We start from the raw sequence: 18627 nt of genomic DNA, 5'->3' as shown, positions 1-18627 counted from the left end.
TTAAAGAAAATGGATGCTGCCCAAAAAGTTCTAAAATTAACAAAGTTCATATAAAAGCTCATAGACACAGTGGTTTATTGAGATTTAAAACAACGTCATTCAAAATTTTTGAATGACGTTGTTTTAATCTATCAAGATGAATTTTATATCGAAGTTGATTACATTTTTTAAAGTGTTGTATATAAACGATTTTCGAAGTGCTTTATTACAAAATTCAATAAGCTGTTCTTCTTCTATATCAGCATATAGATAATATGTAATTGAACAATTTTCAATTTTTGGTTCTTCATCATATCCTTTAACATTTAAAAGAGTTAGAGGATTTTTTAATACTAGATGAATTTTTCCTTCAAGTTCTTCAATTTCTATATCAGAATGTTTACTTTCTTTTATTATGGTATGAGCTATTCCTCCTAATATTGAAGCAGAAAAATAGTTAATACTACTTTTATAATCAGCGTTTATATCAAAACTGATATCACTAGAGATAGTTATACTATCATTGTTAGTATATAATTTAAAATCATTATTCGATAAAATCCCTCTAAAACTAAGGTCATAATTATTTGATTCGTATAAATTAGTCATACAAATTCCTCAATGTGTTTTTAGCTTCATTAAGACGTGCTAATTTTTTATCGATTATATCTATTGTACTTACGGGTCTATTAGCAAATGTAGCAAAACCACAGTCAGGATTTAACCAAATTCTTTCTTTAGGAATATATTGCATTACCTCTTCTACACGATTTAGGATATCTTCTAGCGGTTCAATTTCATCAGTTCTTGGATTCATAACACCTAATCCTAGAATACAATTTTCTCTAATTAAACCACTATTAAATAATGATGATATTTCTCCAGCGCGAGGAGTAGAAAACTCTAATGTAAGTATATTAGGAAGAGTTTCTTCGAATAATGGAAGTAGAGGAGTATATGGTCCGGTAAGGAGAATACTTTCATCACGACTCCAATTACCACGACAAACATGAAGAGAAACTAATATTTCTTTTTCTTTGGCATAATCTATTACAGATTTAATTAATTTAGTAGCAAATTTTAATTCTTCTGTAGGATCTTTTTTCTCAGATAATGCGGCACACATAAAAGATCTTGTCTTACCTTCAGAAAATACCACTTCGGTTAATACAGGTTCATCAAATTGAATAACATCTATGCCTATTTTTGCTAATGAATCAATTTCTTCTTTTAATACTTTAATTATGTCTTCTCCTAGAGAATCTTTGCTATCGTAATATTGTTTTGATAGAGCAGGTAACCACATGGACCTAGTTATTAAATAAGGACCTGGTAATGTTGCTTTAATTTTCTTATCGGTTAATTTTTTTAGTTCAATCATTTCATCAGCTACCAGAGGTTTATTATATTTTACTTTCCCTGTACAAATTGCATTTTTTATACTAATTGCAGGAACGTCTAATATTTCTAGTATTTGTTCAAAACCTTGTTTGTCCTCAATATAATCAAACATATCAGCCATACTCATCATTGTAACACCGTCTAAACGTTCAGCAATAAATGAGACATAATTATCTCTATTTAGTTCACCACTTGTAATAATATCTATATTGTTATGTACTTGAAGATCGACAACAAGTTTTGTCTCTTCATCCAAAATTGTTTGATACGTATCTATATCAAGATTGCCCTTATTTAATTTTCGCTTTGCAGTAAGAAGTTTCTTACTTCGAGGCATACTGCCAAGAAGAGAAACTAAGAAAGATGAATTATTCATAATTATTCACCATGAAACTCTTTAAAAAAATCTAGATATTCATTGGCTTCAGTAAGTTGCTTAAATCCAGAAGTACGACCTGAGATCCATTCTTTTAAGCCTTCCATATCCATCATTTCTTTATGATCTGGATTGTTGTAATCCATTTTATGTAATACTTCTATAAATTTTTCAAAACGAGCTACATCTAATTCTGGATGTCCTGAGAAGATACAGTGATCAAAGAAATCAGTTTTCGATAAGATTTTCACCTGGTTTTTATCTAGAGTTCCATCTGCAATCCAAGCATTATAGTTTAAATCTAACATCCACGTAGCAGCTACTTCATCATTTTTTAAAGCAATTGCTGAATCAAGTTCTCCGCCAACATGGTCACCATGAAGCCCGACACCAATATCAAAACGTTTTTCAGTATAATCTTTTCCAAATTCTAAACCGTTTTTGTGAAGGTGATTAATTGGAATTAATCTAGCTTGTGGTGAATCAATTGCACCAAATCCAATTGTTTTGTTTCTTAAGTCTTGAATAGAGTTAATGTTACTATTAGTTTTTACTACTAAATATGAACTACGATCGCGGTCTGTATCACGCATAGAACCATTTAACGCAGTTCCGTTAGTGCGTAGGTGAGTATCTAACCATGCTAAAGGAGAATTCCAAGCTACACCAATTTCTTTAGCTAATAAACCGTCAACTTGACCTTTGTAATCTTTGTAATAAACTGGTTCGATAGGGAAGTTTTCATCTTCAAAAAATTTTGCAATAATTCCCCAAATTACAGTAACCTTAGGGTCATAAATAACAGCTCCAACTTTTAATTTTGTCATAATAATATACCTCTTCTTAATTATATTTTAAAAATAGGAGGAAACTCAAAAATCATTATTTCTATGAAATCGATTTTGTCGAGCCCCCCTACAAAGCTTATGAGTTCTCATATAAACCTTAGAAAATTTAGGACTTTAGGGTTCTTCTTATATGAGTTATTTCAGAAAACTATTCTATGGTAATTGTTGACCTGTGATGGCTTTACCTAACCAGATAGTAAGAACATCAACACTAGGTGCCATAATATGACTTGCGAATGCATCTCTTAAATAGCGTTCCATATTTCCAATACGGTTATATGCTTTACCACCACCAACACGCATACCAAGACGGGCTAATTCAATAGCAGCTTCACTAGCAAAGATTCTAGCCGATAAGATTTTAGCTAGCATATCAGCATCATTATTTAAGAAACTACGTACAGCTTCATTAGTTCCAAGAACTGCTGCATTAGTTTGGTTATAGATTTTAGCAAGATGAATTTGTACTGTTTCAATTTCGCTTAGAGATTTTCCATCAGGATATTTTCTATTAGTAGTATGTGCAACAGCTTCTTCTAGTATTGCTTCGCAAAGACCACTGTAGACAGCAGCCAGTCCAGTGATGAAGTATGTAGCAACAATGGTGAATACTTGATCAACTCCTGATCCAGCTTTACCAATACGTAGTTCTCTATCTAATTCAACATCGTTAATTGCCATTTGACAAGATACATTTCCTCTCATTCCTAGACCATGCCAAGTAGAAGGTTTGAATTCTAGACCTTCGCTACCTAGAGGGAATACCCAGTTGTCGATACCACCTTCAACATCTGATGGTGTTAGAACTAGATAGTAAGATGCAAATTCAGCAGAAGTTACCATGCTTTTTAGTCCATTGAAAATCACAGAGTTGTCTTTGAATTGAGTTTTAACGTCTGAGATATAGAAGTGAGTACCTGTACCTAATTCACTATATGCTAGTGCCATGAATTTTTCATTTTCAACAATGTCTCTACAGATTTTTGATTTTAGATTATCGTCGGCATAAGAGAGAACACAGTTTAGTGCAACATTATGCATCATATAACATAGACCTACTGTAGCACTTGATTTAGCGAAAGCGCGACATGCATCGGCATGTTCTTGCATACCTTTTCCAAGGCCACCAAGTTCTGTAGGAATCATAAGTTTGAAATATCCAGCTTTTCCTAATTCTTTAAATACTTCCTCAGGAAATCTTTCTTTTTCATCTATTTCTTTTGCAATAGGATCTATGTATTTTTTTGCAAATTCCCTAGCTTCGTAATAAAATGTTGTCATAATAATGCCTCCTAACATTAATATATCTAATATATTTTTATACAAAAATTATACCACAAAGAACAAGTCTGTAAATGCTTTCTGTACAGTGTTTAAAAGTGTGCTTAAAAAATAAATTTATATAAAATATATAATAAATATTTTATAATTAACTAATGTGAAATGATATATTTATAAGCATTTTAATAAATATATTATATTTTAAAATATAAAAATAAATTTTTTTAGTTGATAGGTGATATCATTTTCAAAAAGGCACAATTAAATTATAAAAATAAAAAGTGAAAAAATTATTAAAAAAAGTCTGAAAATTTATTTACAAATACTATTAAATCTTGTATAATCTATATTTATATAATAAAATAATGAAAGGATGAAAAAAATGGCAGATTCAAAGATGGAAAGAAAACTGCAAGCTCGTCATATTAGTATGATAGCTATAGGTGGATGTATAGGTACCGGATTATTTATGGCAAGTGGAGCGGTAGTTAGTAAAGCAGGTTCTTACGGAGCAGTTTTAACTTATGCATTAATTGGAGTTATTATTTACTTTTTAATGGCTTCTATAGGAGAACTAGCAACATTTTATCCAGTTTCAGGGTCATTCGGAGCATATGCAACTAGATTTATAGATCCAGGTGTTGGATTTGGAGTAGGGTGGTTGTTCTGGATACTGTGGATATTAGTAGCAAGTGTAGACATAATAACATTATCGAAAATATTACATTACTGGGAATTCTTCAGACAATTTTCAACGTTTTCTATTTGTATTGTATTTTTAGTATTATTGTATTTATTAAACTTAGTGAGTGTTAAAGTATTTGGTGAAGTCGAATACTGGATAACAATTATAAAAGTAATGACAGTTGTTGCATTTTTAATTGTAGGAGTTGCAATTATCTTTGGAGCCACTGGAAATAGTGAAGCTGGAATTAATACTTTTATTCAAAATGGAGAAAAAACAAGTAGTGCTGGTGTGTTAGGATTATTTGGTGTTCTTTCTACTGCAGCATTCTCATTTGGTGGTACAGAAGTAGTAGCTGTTACAGCAGGTGAGTCTCCAAATCCTAAGGAAACAATGCCTAAGGCAGTTAAACAAGTATTCTGGAGAATTTTAATATTTTATATAGCTACAATGTTAATTATATCTTCAATAGTTTCGGCGAATGACCCAAGACTATTAGATACTAATAATGTAACAGCATCACCGTTTACAATCGTATTCCAAAACATTGGTTTAGAAATTGCTGCCGTTATTATGAATGCTGTAATTTTAACTTCTGTATTATCAGCAGCTAACTCAGGTATGTATGTTTCTAGTAGACAGCTATTTTCATTAAGTTCACACAATTATGGGCCTAAAGTATTTAAAAAATTAAATACTAATTCAATACCGGTATTTGCTCTAACTTTTTCAGCAGTATTTATGGTATTATGTTTTATTTTCGAAAGATTAAACCCAAGTGGCTACTATATGTTACTATCTATGGTAGGAATTATAGTAATGATAATTTGGATGATATCTTTAATATCTCAAATTCGCTTAAGAAAAGCAATTGTGAAACAAGGGAAAAAAGCTGAAGATGTTCTTCCCTACACATCGAAAACAGGTATTGTAGGATCATATATCGCACTTATTTCTTTTGCAACAATAATATTACTACAATTAGTAGCTGATTATGCAACAGGTGGATTTGTTAAAATGTCATATAACTTAGTTTGTCCGGCTGTTGGTGTAGTAATGTATATTGTATTTAAAATAATAACAAAGAAAAAATTTGTTAAACTAGAAGAAATGGATATACATCCATATAAAGGATAATTAGTATTTGAAAAAGATGGGGTTGATCCAAAAGTCCTAAATTTTAACAAAGTGTATATGATAACTCATAGACGTAGTAGTTTATTGATATCTAAATTCGCTTTATAAAAGCTTTTTAAACATCTAATAAACTGTGCGGGGGTGACTCGACAAAATCGATTTCTACGAAATCATGATTTTTGAGTCACTCCCTTTTTTTTGTACTAAAACTGTAATGAAGCCCATATGTATATTTATAATATTTAATAGTTTTTAAACTATGGTAAATGCTTGCAGTTTATGATAAAATTGTATTTAAGTAATTTAATGGAGATGATAATTTGAATATTGGAATTACAGGAAGTATAGCGTGTGGAAAAAGTACTGTATCAGAATATTTGATAGCTAAGGGGTATACCATTATTGATGCTGATAAACTTGGACATGTTGCACTTACTAGCAATGATATAAAAAGAAAACTAGCTGAAAAATTCGGTGATGAGATTTTAGAAAACAATGAAATAAATCGAGAAAAATTAGGTAAGTTAGTTTTTGGTAATGATGATAATTTAAAAATTTTAAATAGTATTATTCATCCTAAAATTAAAGAATTAATTTTAAAATTACAAGAAGAACATAAAGATGAGGATCTGGTCTTTTTAGATATAGCATTATTATATGAAGCCAATTTTGTAGACTTGGTAGAAAAAGTAGCAGTTATATATGTAGATGAAGGTGTACAATTAGAAAGATTAATGACGCGAAATTCTTTATCAAAAGAAGAGGCTCTTAAGCGTATAGAAAGTCAAATGAGTCCACAGGAAAAAGCATCATTAGGTGATTTTGTCATAAATAATAGTTATAGAAAAGAAGACACATTTCAACAAATTGATGAAATATTAGAAAAGTTAAAAAGAGGAGATAAGCACAATGACTAATGTATTAGAAATTAGTAATCTTGGTGGTGGATATAATCGAAGAAAGATTATAGATAACATCAATATACAAATACCTAAAGGTAGTATAACAGCGCTAATTGGTCTTAATGGAGCTGGTAAAAGCACTACAATTAAACATATATTGGGATTACTTAGACCTATGGAAGGTGAGATAAAAGTTAATGGCATTACAATTACTCGTGATAATGAAAAATATAGAAAGAGTATAAGTTATATTCCAGAATCGCCTGTTTTATACGAAGAATTAACACTAGAAGAACATATAAATCTAACAGCAATGGCTTATGGATTAAATATGGAAGATACGTGGGAAAGAGCGGATAAATTACTAGAACTGTTTAAACTAAGTGATAAGAAGAAATTTTTCCCAGTACATTTTTCAAAAGGTATGAAACAAAAAGTAATGATTATCTGTGCCTTTTTAGTAGAACCAAATTTATATATAATTGATGAGCCATTTTTAGGACTTGATCCAATTGCAATCAATGACTTAATTAATTTAATGTGTGAGAGAAGAGATAATGGAGCTAGTTTATTAATGTCTACACACATACTAGCTACAGCAGAAAAGTATTGTGATAATTTCGTTATTATTCATGAAGGGAAAATTCTAGCGAATGGGAATTTGGAACAACTAAGGGCTGAATTTAATATGGCAGGTGCGTCTTTAGATGAAATTTATCTATCATTAACGGTGCGAGATAGTAATGAGTAATATAGAGAATATTTTTGCCAATAGACGCAAGAAAGAGCAGGAGCTAAAACTAACCTATAGTAAGTACATTTTTAATTCGCACCTAATTATGTTTCTTATTATTGTGTTAGGAGCAGCATTGATTAATTATTCTAAATGGATTGCTGTAGCTAGCCAATTTGAATTATATTCAGTATTTATTGCCGCATCATTAGCATTTAGTTACTATTTGATAAGTACAAAGATTAAAACGTATATAAAAGAAGCAGATGCAGTGTTTTTATTACCATTAGAGAAGTATTATAAAAACGTTGGTAGAAAAAACGTTATTAATATATCGGTAGTGCACATTATAGCGTTTGTCATCTTTTATTTTGCAGTTAAGCCTATTACGAGTATTATAGGTACTGTTGATCGAATTGCTATTTGTTTATTGATTATGGTTATTTTATTAAATAATTTATTGAAATACTTTCAAATTATTCACTATAAAGAACTTATTTGGGTTAAAATTCTACAATTTATTGTGGGTTTTATACAAATTATTTCAGTCTTTATAGTTAATACTTATATACTAGTTACTGATTTAGTTGGAATAATTGCGTTATCGTATAGTATATATTATATTCTTAAGAATGCCGGAAATGTAAGAAACGCTGACGATAAAGAAAAGTTCGTTGTAAAATGGACTGAAGCGGCTGAATATGACAAACATCGTATGGAAAGTTACTTGAAATTCGTGAATATGTTTGTAGATGTTCCGTTAAGTGGAGTAAAAGTAGCTAGAAGAAAATATTTTGATGCGATTTTACCTAAATTAACTAAAGACAATTTCACTAAAGAAAATAGCTTTAAATATTATTATTATAGAGTCTTTTTAAGACAGGAAAATACGGTATTTCTAGCTTTAAGACTTATGTTATTAGCTGGATTAATAATTTTTAGTTTTAAAAATCCGTACGTAAGTGCAGTAGCTATTATATCTTATAGTTACTTAACAATTATTCAACTTGTCCCTCTGTATAAACAGATGAGTAATAATATTTGGCATAGTATATTACCAGTTGATGAAAGTATCAAAATAGGTAGTTTCAAAAAATTATTAATGGTTGTTATGTTAACTACTACTATTATGCTCGCAATTTTTGCTATCTTATTTAGTAATTTTGAAGTCATGACGATAGTAATAATTATTGTATCAGTAGTGTTAGCTAATATTATAGCTAAAATATTTATTGAAAAAGTAAAATAGAAGGTATTATCATGAAAAATATAGCGATAATAGGAGGAGACTTATCAGGAGTAAGCTGTGCTTATTTTCTAGATAAATTCTCAGGAATAAACTCAAGAAAATTTAATATTGATCTAATTGAAAGAGATTTAGAATTTTCGAATGATAGATTTGGAAAATTTCAATATGGTCAAGAAATTTATGATAATGGTTGGCATAATTCAATTAGTGAACAAGGTGTACTATTTTATTTAATGATCGAGTTAGGGCTTCACAGATATTTAATTAAAAGTGGTGTAACTAAAAAAGTATTTTTTACAAAAGAAGGGATTAAATATTTGCCGGAAAAGATGCTTTATGGGGTGCCATTAGATAAAAAAGAATTATTACTGTCAGACTTATTTACTTTTAAAGAAAAATTATCAATAATATACAATATGTATAATACGTTAGAAGATGAAGATATAAAAGAATTGACGGTTGAGGAGTTTTTTAAAGCTGTAATCAACGAAAAAATTTATGATAAACTTATTGAACCTTTATTGACTAGTTATTATGCATGTGATATTTCTAATCAAAGTATGGTTAGTTTGATGCCTGAACTTTCATTTTTAACGATTCAAAAAGAAGATATTAATAAAATATTAGAAGAAATGTATGATAAAAATGTCATAGATAATATTACCGTTGGCTCGGAATATAGATTAAAATTCACGTTAAAATCATTTATAGAAACACTAGAGTCAAATTTTTCAGATAAAGTATTTTTAGAATTGAATCGTAAGGTTGAAAAAATAGAAAAAAAAGGTGATAAGTATTTAGTTTATTCAAATGGTAGTATATATTATTATGATTATGTAATACTGACATTAAACCAGAAAAATTTTTTACCGTGGTTTAATGGTGATGAAAAAATTACTGAATTTTATTCAGATATGAATTATGTTTCTAATATAGTTGTCACTCTTGTTTATAAACGAGATGAATTACATATTAATCGTGAAATTGGAGAAATAATTTTTCCAAAAGATGATAGTGAATATGTGACAAAGTTAGAGTATGTAAGTAATAAATGGATAGATATTAAAATGAGTGGAATACAAATCGTGAGGGCTTATATTAATAGAGAAGAAGCGGTTAGCGAATTAATGGATAAAAGTGATTCTGAAATAATAGAAATAATTGAAAAAGAATTAATTAAAGTTCATGGTGTAGTTGGTAAAGTTGGCAAGTACTACGTTAGTAAGGTTAAAGATAACTACAGATTTTGTTGTAAAAATTACAATAAAAACATAAATAAATTTAACGAATATATGAAAAAAGAATACCCAAATGTGTTTATAATAGGGAAGTCGAAAAAAGGTACAACTCTTGAAAATACAGTATTGGAAGCCAAAGAAGTAGCCAAACAAATTTTAGAAAATATAAGATAAGAAAGGACGTACACAGTACGAGGTGAAAAAAATGAAATTTTTTACAAATAAACAAGCAGGTGTAAAAGTAACACCAATATTTGAAGATGAAGTATACGATAGTAAGTTATTAGAATATACAAAAGAAAAAGAATTATTTTCTGGAAAAATTAAAGAAGTGTATACTAATCTTCCTTTTGATGGAGAAAAAGAAATACTTTTAGGATTCGGAAAAAAAGAAGAGTTAGTAGAAGATAAAGTACGAGAAGTATTCTTTAAGTTGGTGAAAGCACTAGAAAAAAATAAAGAATTAGAAGTGTATGTAACTTTACCTAAGGTGGATAATGTTTCAACAGAAAAATTTGTAAATGCGGCAGTGGAAGGTGCATTACATGCGACTTATAAATTTGATAAGTATAAATCAGATAGAGAAGAATTCCCAGAAATTACGATTAACTTATCAACAGAAGAGAAGTTAGATAATTTAGAAGAAGTAGTGAATGAAGCTCGTGATATTATGAATGGAGTATTCTTCTCACGTGATTTAGTAAATGAAAGAGCAGAGTACTTATATCCAGAAACACTTGCTAATATTGCTAGTAAGGAATTGTCAGCATTAGGCGTTGAAGTAGAAGTATATGATGAAAAACAATGTGAAGAGCTAGGATTAAAAGGTTTATTAGCTGTAGGACGTGGTTCAGATAGAAAACCAAGATTTATCGTTATGAAATACTTAAATAGCCCAGAAGAAAGCGAAGTAATTGGATTAGTAGGTAAAGGTGTAACATACGATTCTGGAGGTTACTCAATTAAACCGACTGCTAATAGCATGGATATAATGCACTGTGATATGGGTGGTGCAGGAACTGTAATTGGAACAATGAAACTAGTTGCGACTAGAAAATTAAAAACTAATGTAATCGCGGTTGTCGGTGCATGTGAAAATATGATAGCTGGCGGTTCTTACAAACCAGGTGATGTAGTTTCAACACTTTCAGGAAAAACTGTAGAAGTATTAAATACAGATGCAGAAGGGCGTATTACTTTAGCAGATTCAGTATACTACGCTACTGAAAAATTAAAAGTTAGCAAAGTAATAGACTTAGCTACATTAACAGGAGCATGCTTAGTAGCATTAGCAGAATTCTATACAGGAGCTGTGACGAACAACCAAGAATTCTATAACGAACTAAGTAAAGCTGCGAAAGATGCTGGAGAAAGGGTATGGCAATTGCCAGCTGATGATAGCTTCAGAGAATTAAATAAATCTACTATTGCAGATGTAAAAAATACAGGTGGAAGACTTGGTGGAACTATTACTGCTGGATTATTTATCGAAAACTTCGTAGCAAATGATGTTCCATGGGTACACTTAGATATAGCTGGAACTGCATACCTATCAAAAGCCGAAAAATACCTTCCAAAAGGTGCTACAGGAGTACATGTTAAAACATTGTATAATCTATTAAACAAATAATATTTAGAGAAAAGGAAAGAGCTCAATGGGAGTGACTCAAAAATCGTGATTTCGGAGAAATCGATTTTGTCGAGTCACCCCCGCACAGTTTATTAGATATCTAAAAAGCTTTTATAAAGCGAATTTAGATATCAATAAACCACTGCGTCTATGAGTTCTCATCTGAACTTTGTTACATTTTAGGACTTTTGGGTCAGCCCCATTTTTATAATACATAAAAATTAAATGAGTCAAATGAAAAAAAGTAAAAAATAATAATTTTTTACTTGACAAGAAAATATTAAAGGTGTAAAATAAGTAACAATAAAACAAAAACCTTAGAAAAGAATAGTAATTTGGTAAAAAATTTTTAGCGAGCTAACGTTGGTGTGAGGTTAGTAATTTTTCTAGATGAACGCACTTTTTAGGCAATTATAAAATAATTGGTAACTCTGCCTTAAAGAGATTGAGTGGGTATGCTAAATACCAAGAAAAGTGGCAACGCGGAATTGATTTCGTCTTTTTATAGTTTCTTAGGAAATTATAAAAAGACTTTTTTATTTATCTCGTGCCGTTCTACAGACCATGGACTGTATCTTTCTTAGTTTTAGTATATCAAAAAGAGTGGCACCGCGAAAATTCGTCTCTTTGTAGCTAGGATAACTAGTTACAAAGAGATTTTTTATTTATAATTTGTTCTTTTCTATAATATAATAAAGAAAAAAGGAGACAAAACAATGAAAAAATTATTATTATTCATTACATCAATTATTACAGTAGTTACATTAACAGCATGCTCAAGCAGCAGCACAAAAACAAAATCACAAGAAATTAAGGATAAGAACAAAATAGTATTAGGAGTTTCTCCAGACTATCCTCCGTATGAGTTTTTAACAACAGAAAACGGTAATAAAAAAGTTGTTGGTGCTGATATTTACCTAGCAGAACAAGTTGCTAAAAAATTAGGGGTTCAAGTAGAAATTCAAGAAATGGCATTTGATTCATTAATTGCGGCATTAAATGCTAACAAGGTTGATATGGTAATCTCTGGAGTTAATCCAACTGAGGAAAGAAAAAAAGCAGTTGATTTCTCAGATGTTTACTACACAAGTAAAGGAATTTTCGTAGTAAATAAAGATAGCCAAGAAATTAAATCAGTAGCTGATCTTAAAAACAAAAAAATCGGTGTTCAAAAAGGTTCAACATATGAGACTTATGCTAAAGAACAACTAAAAATGGATGAGAAAAATATCCAAGCTTTAACTGATGTACCAAGCTTATTACAAGATCTTAAAAACAAAAAAATTGATGCAGTATTAATTCCGGACGACGTTGCAAAAATTGCAATGAACAAATACACTGATATTAAAATTAGTACATTTACTGCAGATAACGATCCAGAAGCAACAGGTATGGCAATTGCTTTCAAAAAAGGAAAAGATAATAGTAACAAAGAATTATTAGAACAAGTAAACGCAGTAATTAAAGAAATTCAAGCACAAAAAGAATTTGAAAAAGAGCTTGATAAATATGCTAAAGTTGCTGCACAAAGCGAATAGAAGAGAGGTATAAAATAGAATGTTTGATTTTCTTCCAAATTATTACACGACGTATTTAGAAGCTACGGTAACAACTTTAAAAGTTTCACTTATAGCTTTACTAGTAGGATTAATACTTGGAATTGTAATATGTTTAGCAAAAATTAGTACTTTTAAGGTATTTAATATAATAGCAGGAATATATGTAGAAGTAATTAGAAATACTCCAATACTAGTGCAAATTATGATAATTTACTTTGCATTACCTGAAATTGGAATTTCATTCACACCATTTATGTCAGCGATAATTGCTCTTTCAATTAACTCGGGGGCGTATGTTAGTGAAATATTCCGTTCAGGAATATTAGCCATTGATAACGGTCAAATGGAAGCAGGACGTTCTTTAGGATTAAGTTATTTCCAAACTATGAAATTAATCATTTTACCACAAGCTTTAAAAAATAGCTTACCAGCCTTAGGGAATGAGTTTATTTCATTAGTAAAAGAATCTTCAATAGTTTACTTTGTAGGAGTAGCAGATATCATGTTTACAGCAAACACAGTAAAAAATGCAACATACCAAACTTTTGGACCATATTTAGTTGCCGCTGCAATATATTTTATCATTACATCAATATTATCACTATTGGTAAAACGTTTAGAGAAAAAATTAACGAAGTAGGTGAAGAAATTGTTATTAGAAATAAAAGATTTACATAAGAAATTCGGGAAATTAGAAGTATTAAAAGGTGTAAACATCAGCGTCGAAAAAGGGGAGAAAATCGTAATTCTAGGTTCAAGTGGTAGTGGAAAGAGCACAGCGTTACGTTGTGTGAACTTATTAGAAACTCCTACTAGTGGACAAATTTTATACAACGGTGAAGACATTACTAAACAAAATATCAATAAATATAGAAAAAAAGTTGGAATGGTATTCCAAAACTTTAACCTATTCCCAAATATGAGTGTATTAGAAAATATTACACTTGCTCCCAAAACATTTGGAGAGGATACTGCTGAAAATATAGAGAAAAAAGCAGTTGAGTTGCTAAAACGTGTAGGACTAGAAGATAAAAAAGATGTTTATCCGAATAGTCTTTCAGGCGGACAAAAACAACGTGTTGCAATCGCACGTGCCTTAGCTAATTCACCAGAAGTGTTATTATTCGATGAACCGACAAGTGCTCTTGATCCAGAGATGGTAAAAGAAGTACTAGATGTAATCAAAGAACTTTCAGAAGAAGGATTAACTATGCTAATAGTTACTCACGAAATGAATTTCGCAAAAGAAGTTGCTGATAAAGTAATATTCATGGATGGTGGAATAGTTTTAGAACAAGGAACTCCATCAGAAATATTTGATAATCCAAAAGAAGAAAGAACGAAAGAATTCTTCTCGAAAATATTATAATATAGAACCTATCATATCACTAAGAAATATAGAATATTTCTTAGTGATATTTTTTATATAATATAGAATTTTTACTATGTAAAACTATATTGAAAACGCTTTATATTGTGTTAACTATATGATATAATATAAGTAGAAATTATAGTAGTAAGAGGGTTGTATTTATATGGAGGATATATCATGAATATAGTAGAATGTTTTGTAAGTTTGAGTTTAATTCCTATAGTTATGATATTTTTTAATGTAAAAGTATCAGGTGAAAAGCATTTTAAGATAGCTTCTGTTTCACTATTATTTGTGATTTTTTTAAGATTTTTCTTTTTAGATTATTATGATTTTCCAATTACAAAGATGGTTTATCTATTTTTAGCATTATATGCTTTGCAGATGTTTTTGAATGGGATAAATTATTAAAATTAATGGGAGTTATTCCAGAGGATAAAGAATAAGGGAGTGACTCAAAAATCGTGATTTCAAAGAAATCGATTTTGTCGAGTCACCCCCGCACAGTTTATTAGATATCTAAAAAGCTTTTATAAAGCTAATTTAGATATCAATAAACCACTGCGTCTATGAGTTCTCATATATACTTTGTTAAATTTTAGGACTTTTGGGTTAACCCCATTATACTAAATCTAAACTTTAGGTAGTATAGTGTTTAAAGAATTTTTTATTTATTTTAGTCGAATTTTCACGGGTGCAAATAAAGTTAAAGTTCGTTTATAACGAATATTTATTTATGTAAACTCTCGCATTTTTTAAAATGAGAAGATATATTTTATCGGAAACTGATATAATAGATAGAATTTTCATGTCAAATGTGAACTTTAAAAATAAAAGCTCTTGACTTTTAGAGATGAAACGTATATTATTATTTATGTGCTTAAGCATTAATAAAAAACTAAGGAGCATTTCTATATATGTTAGAACGTCTTTTTAAATTAAGAGAAAATAATACAGATGCAAGAACTGAGGTTGTTTCTGGTTTAATTACATTTTTCTCTATGAGTTATATCTTAGTGGTAAATCCAGCTGTATTATCAGCAGCAGGTATTCCATTAGATAGAGTATTTACAGCAACGATTATCGCGATTTTAGTCGGTACTTTAATTATGGCATTGGCAGCAAACTATCCGATAGTAGTTGCACCTGGTATGGGGATAAACTCATATTTCGCTACATTAGCTGCTACATCAGGTTATAACTATAAAACTTTATTAGCAACGTGTTTTTTAGGAGCTGTTATTTTTGTAATTTTATCAGCAACAAAATTCCGTGAAAGTTTAATTGATTCAATTCCTAATAATTTAAGATATGGTATTTCAGCAGCAATTGGATTATTTATCGCATTCTTAGGGCTTAAAAACTCTGCTCTTATTGTAGCAAATCCACACACAATTCTTTCATTGGGAGATTTGAAAAATCCTGTAGCTTATATGACAATCTTAGGTATATTTATTATCCTTGTTCTATTAGCTTTAGAAGTAAAAGGAGCTATTTTCATTGGGATGGCAGTAGTTGCTATCGTTTCATACTTTACAGGAATGTTAAAAGTAGAAAAAGTCTTTGGTATTCCTCACATGGATTTAAGCTTGCTATATAATCCAGTTAGTGAAAGTATTAATGCCTTACAATTAGGATTATACGGTATAGTATTCACATTCTTAATGGTAACATTATTTGATACTACGGGTACAATGGTTGCGGTAACTAGTCAAGCAGGATTAATTAAAAATGGAAAAATGGAAAAAGCAAAAGAAGCTTTATTAGCTGACTCATTTGCTTCACTAGCAGGATCTTTATTCGGAACTACTCCAACATCAGCTTATATTGAATCTTCTGCTGGAGTTGCTAACGGAGGACGTACAGGTCTTACAGCTTTAACAACAAGTATCTTAGTTGTAATTTCGATTTTCTTATTCCCACTTGCAAGTAGCTTAGCTTCAGTACCAGCGATTACATCACCAGCATTAATCATCATTGGGTCATTTATGATGGAAAGTATTGCTAAGATTGATTGGTCTGATATTACAGAAGCTTTCCCAGCATTCGTGACAATTGTAGGTATTCCACTTACAGGTTCAATTAATGATGGTATTGCATTTGGATTTATCTTCTACGTAGTATTAAAATTATCTAAAAAACAATGGAAAGATATTCATCCACTTATGTATTTATTCGCAATATTATTTGTAATTCAGTTGTTATGGTTACATGTATAATTAACTAGAAATCTTATAAAAGTAGAAGTTGGGGCTGAACCAAAAGTCCTAATATTTAACAGAATTCATATGAAAACTCATAGATGCAGTGGCTTATTGATATCTAAATTCGCTTTATAAAAGCTTTTTAGATATCTAATAAACTGTGTGGGAGTGATTCGATAAAATCGATTTCTCTGAAATCGCGATTTTTGAGTCACTCCCGATTTTTTTACATATATACCATATTTTCTGTCAATTCTAATTAAAGTTAAATAATTTATATTAGTTTTTTAAAAGCGTTTGCCTTTTTTTTTAAGTTGTAGTATTATAAGTGTATTACAAAAAAATGAAAGGAAATATTATATATGAAAAAAGGTTTATTAACCGGATTGTTATTATTTGGTATCTTTTTTGGTGCTGGAAACTTAATCTTTCCACCAGCACTAGGGGTAAGTGCTGGTGGAAACTTTTGGCCAGCAATTTTAGGATTTGTAGTTTCTGGAGTAGGTATAGCAATTGTTACACTTATTGTTGGGGCACTTAATCCAAATGGTTATGGGGCAGAGATGGATGAAAAAATTTCACCATTATTCTCAACAGCGTACTTAGTTTTACTTTATTTATCAATTGGACCACTTTTTGCGATTCCAAGAACTGCAGCAACTGCATTTGATATTGGAGTAGCACCAGTTGTAGCTGGAAGTAGTTTACCATGGTTATTAATTTTTACAATTATTTATTTTGTATGTGCGTTCTTATTAGCGGTTAACCCAACTAAAATTTTAAATAGTGTAGGTAAAATTTTAACACCTATTTTTGCTTTATTAATCGTAATTTTAGTAATCCTAGGAGTATCTAAATTCAACTCAACAGGAGAAGCTGCTAAAACTTATGCAACTAGTGGTTTGGCATTTGGTACAGGATTTATCGAAGGATATAACACACTTGATGCACTTGCTTCAGTAGCATTTTGTATCATTGCGATGAGTGCTTTAAAACAATTAGGATTTAAAGATAAAAAAGAATTCTTATCTAGTGTATGGATTGCTGGTATTGCAACAGGTATTGGATTCAGTATCTTATACGTTGGATTAGGATTATTAGGTAATAAATTTGCAGTACCTGCAGATGTACTTGCTAACCCTAAAGTTAATAAAGGTGCATATGTACTATCTGAATCAGCTCGTCAATTATTCGGTAACTTCGGAAGTATGTTCTTAGGAATCATGGTAATTCTTACATGTTTCACTACAACAGTAGGATTAATCGTGGCAACTTCAGAATTCTTTAACAAAAAATTCCCACAACTTTCATACAAAATGTATGCTACATTATTCACAGTTGTAGGATTTGCTATCGCAAACGTTGGATTACAAAGTGTTATCCAATTCTCAGTACCAATGCTATTATTCTTATACCCAATCACAATTGCATTAGTATTAATCGTTATTGTTAATAAATACGTTGCATTATCAAAATTAGGAATGCAATTAACAATGGCAGTAGTTACACTAATATCTATCCTTTCTGTAGTAGGAAGTACATTCAAAGTTGCTGCTTTAAGTGGCTTAATCGCAAAACTTCCACTAGCAGCGCAAAGTTTAGAATGGTTAGTACCAGCATTAGTTTGCTTAGTAGTTGCAGCCGTATTACCAAATAGACAAAAAGGTAAAGTTTACGACTTTAGTGAACTATAATTTTTAGAATAACAAAAAGCATTAGCTCTCAAGTAAGAGCTAGTGCTTTTTTCTTTATATTAGTTTTTTTACTTCATCTAGTAAGAACATCTTAACATTTAAAGATGAAGTGAATTTTTCTATATTGGACAATTTATCTTTATCGATAGTATTTGTTGTTTTATAAGCTCGGATAAGCTGATTTTTAGGTGTGTTCTCAGCAGATATAAACTCAACTATATCAGATTTATATCCGAATGCTTCTAAGACTTCACTACGAACAGAATCCGTAAGAAGTGTAGAGAATTTTTCTTTTACTATTCCATGTTTTAACATAAACGGAAGAAATTCGTCATTAAG

General features: G+C 30.1%; 16 protein-coding genes and 1 pseudogene. 12 read left to right on the top strand and 5 right to left on the bottom strand.

Annotated features, from left to right (window positions below; all coding sequences use genetic code 11):
- Positions 1 to 123 precede the first annotated feature (123 nt).
- The 4 genes from RWQ74_RS01395 to RWQ74_RS01380 all read right to left on the bottom strand — a co-directional run bounded on the left by RWQ74_RS01395 (position 124) and on the right by RWQ74_RS01380 (position 3885).
- Positions 124 to 588, bottom strand: a complete 465-nt coding sequence (locus RWQ74_RS01395) for an OsmC family protein (RefSeq protein ID WP_314396099.1) — start codon at positions 586 to 588, stop codon at positions 124 to 126.
- A complete protein-coding gene (locus RWQ74_RS01390) occupies positions 581 to 1756 on the bottom strand; it encodes a cobalamin-independent methionine synthase II family protein (protein ID WP_314396097.1) in 1176 nt (391 codons plus the stop codon). Before RWQ74_RS01390 ends, RWQ74_RS01395 begins: the two co-directional genes overlap by 8 nt.
- A gap of 2 nt (positions 1757 to 1758) precedes the next feature.
- Positions 1759 to 2583 carry a PhnD/SsuA/transferrin family substrate-binding protein gene (locus RWQ74_RS01385; RefSeq protein WP_314396095.1) on the bottom strand — a complete coding sequence of 275 codons (825 nt, stop codon included), beginning with the start codon at positions 2581 to 2583 and terminating at the stop codon, positions 1759 to 1761.
- A 174-nt stretch (positions 2584 to 2757) separates the two neighbouring features.
- Complete coding sequence (locus RWQ74_RS01380) at positions 2758 to 3885, bottom strand: acyl-CoA dehydrogenase family protein (protein ID WP_314396093.1); 1128 nt, start codon at positions 3883 to 3885, stop codon at positions 2758 to 2760.
- A 382-nt stretch (positions 3886 to 4267) separates the two neighbouring features.
- On the opposite strand from RWQ74_RS01380, the gene RWQ74_RS01375 reads away from it, so the two are divergent.
- The 12 genes from RWQ74_RS01375 to brnQ all read left to right on the top strand — a co-directional run bounded on the left by RWQ74_RS01375 (position 4268) and on the right by brnQ (position 18288).
- Positions 4268 to 5707 carry an amino acid permease gene (locus tag RWQ74_RS01375; protein WP_314396091.1) on the top strand — a complete coding sequence of 480 codons (1440 nt, stop codon included), beginning with the start codon at positions 4268 to 4270 and terminating at the stop codon, positions 5705 to 5707.
- Between the two features lie 320 nt (positions 5708 to 6027).
- A complete protein-coding gene (gene coaE, locus RWQ74_RS01370) occupies positions 6028 to 6624 on the top strand; it encodes a dephospho-CoA kinase (RefSeq protein WP_314396090.1) in 597 nt (198 codons plus the stop codon).
- Positions 6617 to 7360 carry an ABC transporter ATP-binding protein gene (locus tag RWQ74_RS01365; RefSeq protein WP_314396089.1) on the top strand — a complete coding sequence of 248 codons (744 nt, stop codon included), beginning with the start codon at positions 6617 to 6619 and terminating at the stop codon, positions 7358 to 7360. Before coaE ends, RWQ74_RS01365 begins: the two co-directional genes overlap by 8 nt.
- Positions 7353 to 8591 carry an ABC transporter permease gene (locus tag RWQ74_RS01360; RefSeq protein WP_314396087.1) on the top strand — a complete coding sequence of 413 codons (1239 nt, stop codon included), beginning with the start codon at positions 7353 to 7355 and terminating at the stop codon, positions 8589 to 8591. The genes RWQ74_RS01365 and RWQ74_RS01360 overlap by 8 nt, the downstream gene beginning before the upstream one ends.
- 11 nt (positions 8592 to 8602) lie before the next feature.
- Positions 8603 to 10003 carry an FAD-dependent oxidoreductase gene (locus RWQ74_RS01355; protein ID WP_314396086.1) on the top strand — a complete coding sequence of 467 codons (1401 nt, stop codon included), beginning with the start codon at positions 8603 to 8605 and terminating at the stop codon, positions 10001 to 10003.
- Between the two features lie 31 nt (positions 10004 to 10034).
- A complete protein-coding gene (locus RWQ74_RS01350) occupies positions 10035 to 11459 on the top strand; it encodes a leucyl aminopeptidase (protein ID WP_314396084.1) in 1425 nt (474 codons plus the stop codon).
- Between the two features lie 716 nt (positions 11460 to 12175).
- Positions 12176 to 12997, top strand: a complete 822-nt coding sequence (locus tag RWQ74_RS01345) for a transporter substrate-binding domain-containing protein (RefSeq protein WP_314396083.1) — start codon at positions 12176 to 12178, stop codon at positions 12995 to 12997.
- Positions 12998 to 13016: 19 nt separating this feature from the next.
- A complete protein-coding gene (locus tag RWQ74_RS01340; RefSeq protein ID WP_314396081.1) occupies positions 13017 to 13658 on the top strand; it encodes an amino acid ABC transporter permease in 642 nt (213 codons plus the stop codon).
- 9 nt (positions 13659 to 13667) lie between these two features.
- Positions 13668 to 14387 carry an amino acid ABC transporter ATP-binding protein gene (locus tag RWQ74_RS01335; RefSeq protein WP_314396079.1) on the top strand — a complete coding sequence of 240 codons (720 nt, stop codon included), beginning with the start codon at positions 13668 to 13670 and terminating at the stop codon, positions 14385 to 14387.
- A 180-nt stretch (positions 14388 to 14567) separates the two neighbouring features.
- Positions 14568 to 14801: a hypothetical protein gene (locus RWQ74_RS01330; protein WP_314396077.1), complete on the top strand. Its 234-nt coding sequence runs from the start codon at positions 14568 to 14570 to the stop codon at positions 14799 to 14801.
- A 506-nt stretch (positions 14802 to 15307) separates the two neighbouring features.
- Positions 15308 to 16609, top strand: coding sequence for an NCS2 family permease (locus tag RWQ74_RS01325; RefSeq protein ID WP_314396075.1), 1302 nt, complete (start codon positions 15308 to 15310; stop codon positions 16607 to 16609).
- A 347-nt stretch (positions 16610 to 16956) separates the two neighbouring features.
- The gene (gene brnQ / locus RWQ74_RS01320) at positions 16957 to 18288 is read left to right on the top strand and encodes a branched-chain amino acid transport system II carrier protein (protein ID WP_314396073.1); all 1332 of its coding nucleotides are present in this window, start codon (positions 16957 to 16959) and stop codon (positions 18286 to 18288) included.
- A gap of 54 nt (positions 18289 to 18342) precedes the next feature.
- On the opposite strand, the pseudogene RWQ74_RS01315 reads toward brnQ, so the two are convergent.
- Positions 18343 to 18627, bottom strand: a pseudogene (locus RWQ74_RS01315) (SAM-dependent methyltransferase); the annotation flags it as partial.

The organism is uncultured Gemella sp. (assembly GCF_963525165.1).
GTDB lineage: Bacteria > Bacillota > Bacilli > Staphylococcales > Gemellaceae > Gemella.
This window is presented reverse-complemented; position numbering and strand designations above follow the sequence as displayed.

Excerpts from the sequence above, each read along its gene's own strand:
- RWQ74_RS01395 (WP_314396099.1), bottom strand. The coding sequence starts at position 588 with ATGACTAATTTATACGAATCAAATAATTATGACCTTAGTTTTAGAGGG.
- RWQ74_RS01390 (WP_314396097.1), bottom strand. The coding sequence starts at position 1,756 with ATGAATAATTCATCTTTCTTAGTTTCTCTTCTTGGCAGTATGCCTCGA.
- RWQ74_RS01385 (WP_314396095.1), bottom strand. The coding sequence starts at position 2,583 with ATGACAAAATTAAAAGTTGGAGCTGTTATTTATGACCCTAAGGTTACT.
- RWQ74_RS01380 (WP_314396093.1), bottom strand. The coding sequence starts at position 3,885 with ATGACAACATTTTATTACGAAGCTAGGGAATTTGCAAAAAAATACATA.
- RWQ74_RS01375 (WP_314396091.1), top strand. The coding sequence starts at position 4,268 with ATGGCAGATTCAAAGATGGAAAGAAAACTGCAAGCTCGTCATATTAGT.
- RWQ74_RS01365 (WP_314396089.1), top strand. The coding sequence starts at position 6,617 with ATGACTAATGTATTAGAAATTAGTAATCTTGGTGGTGGATATAATCGA.
- RWQ74_RS01360 (WP_314396087.1), top strand. The coding sequence starts at position 7,353 with ATGAGTAATATAGAGAATATTTTTGCCAATAGACGCAAGAAAGAGCAG.
- RWQ74_RS01355 (WP_314396086.1), top strand. The coding sequence starts at position 8,603 with ATGAAAAATATAGCGATAATAGGAGGAGACTTATCAGGAGTAAGCTGT.
- RWQ74_RS01350 (WP_314396084.1), top strand. The coding sequence starts at position 10,035 with ATGAAATTTTTTACAAATAAACAAGCAGGTGTAAAAGTAACACCAATA.
- RWQ74_RS01345 (WP_314396083.1), top strand. The coding sequence starts at position 12,176 with ATGAAAAAATTATTATTATTCATTACATCAATTATTACAGTAGTTACA.
- RWQ74_RS01340 (WP_314396081.1), top strand. The coding sequence starts at position 13,017 with ATGTTTGATTTTCTTCCAAATTATTACACGACGTATTTAGAAGCTACG.
- RWQ74_RS01330 (WP_314396077.1), top strand. The coding sequence starts at position 14,568 with ATGAATATAGTAGAATGTTTTGTAAGTTTGAGTTTAATTCCTATAGTT.
- RWQ74_RS01325 (WP_314396075.1), top strand. The coding sequence starts at position 15,308 with ATGTTAGAACGTCTTTTTAAATTAAGAGAAAATAATACAGATGCAAGA.
- brnQ (WP_314396073.1), top strand. The coding sequence starts at position 16,957 with ATGAAAAAAGGTTTATTAACCGGATTGTTATTATTTGGTATCTTTTTT.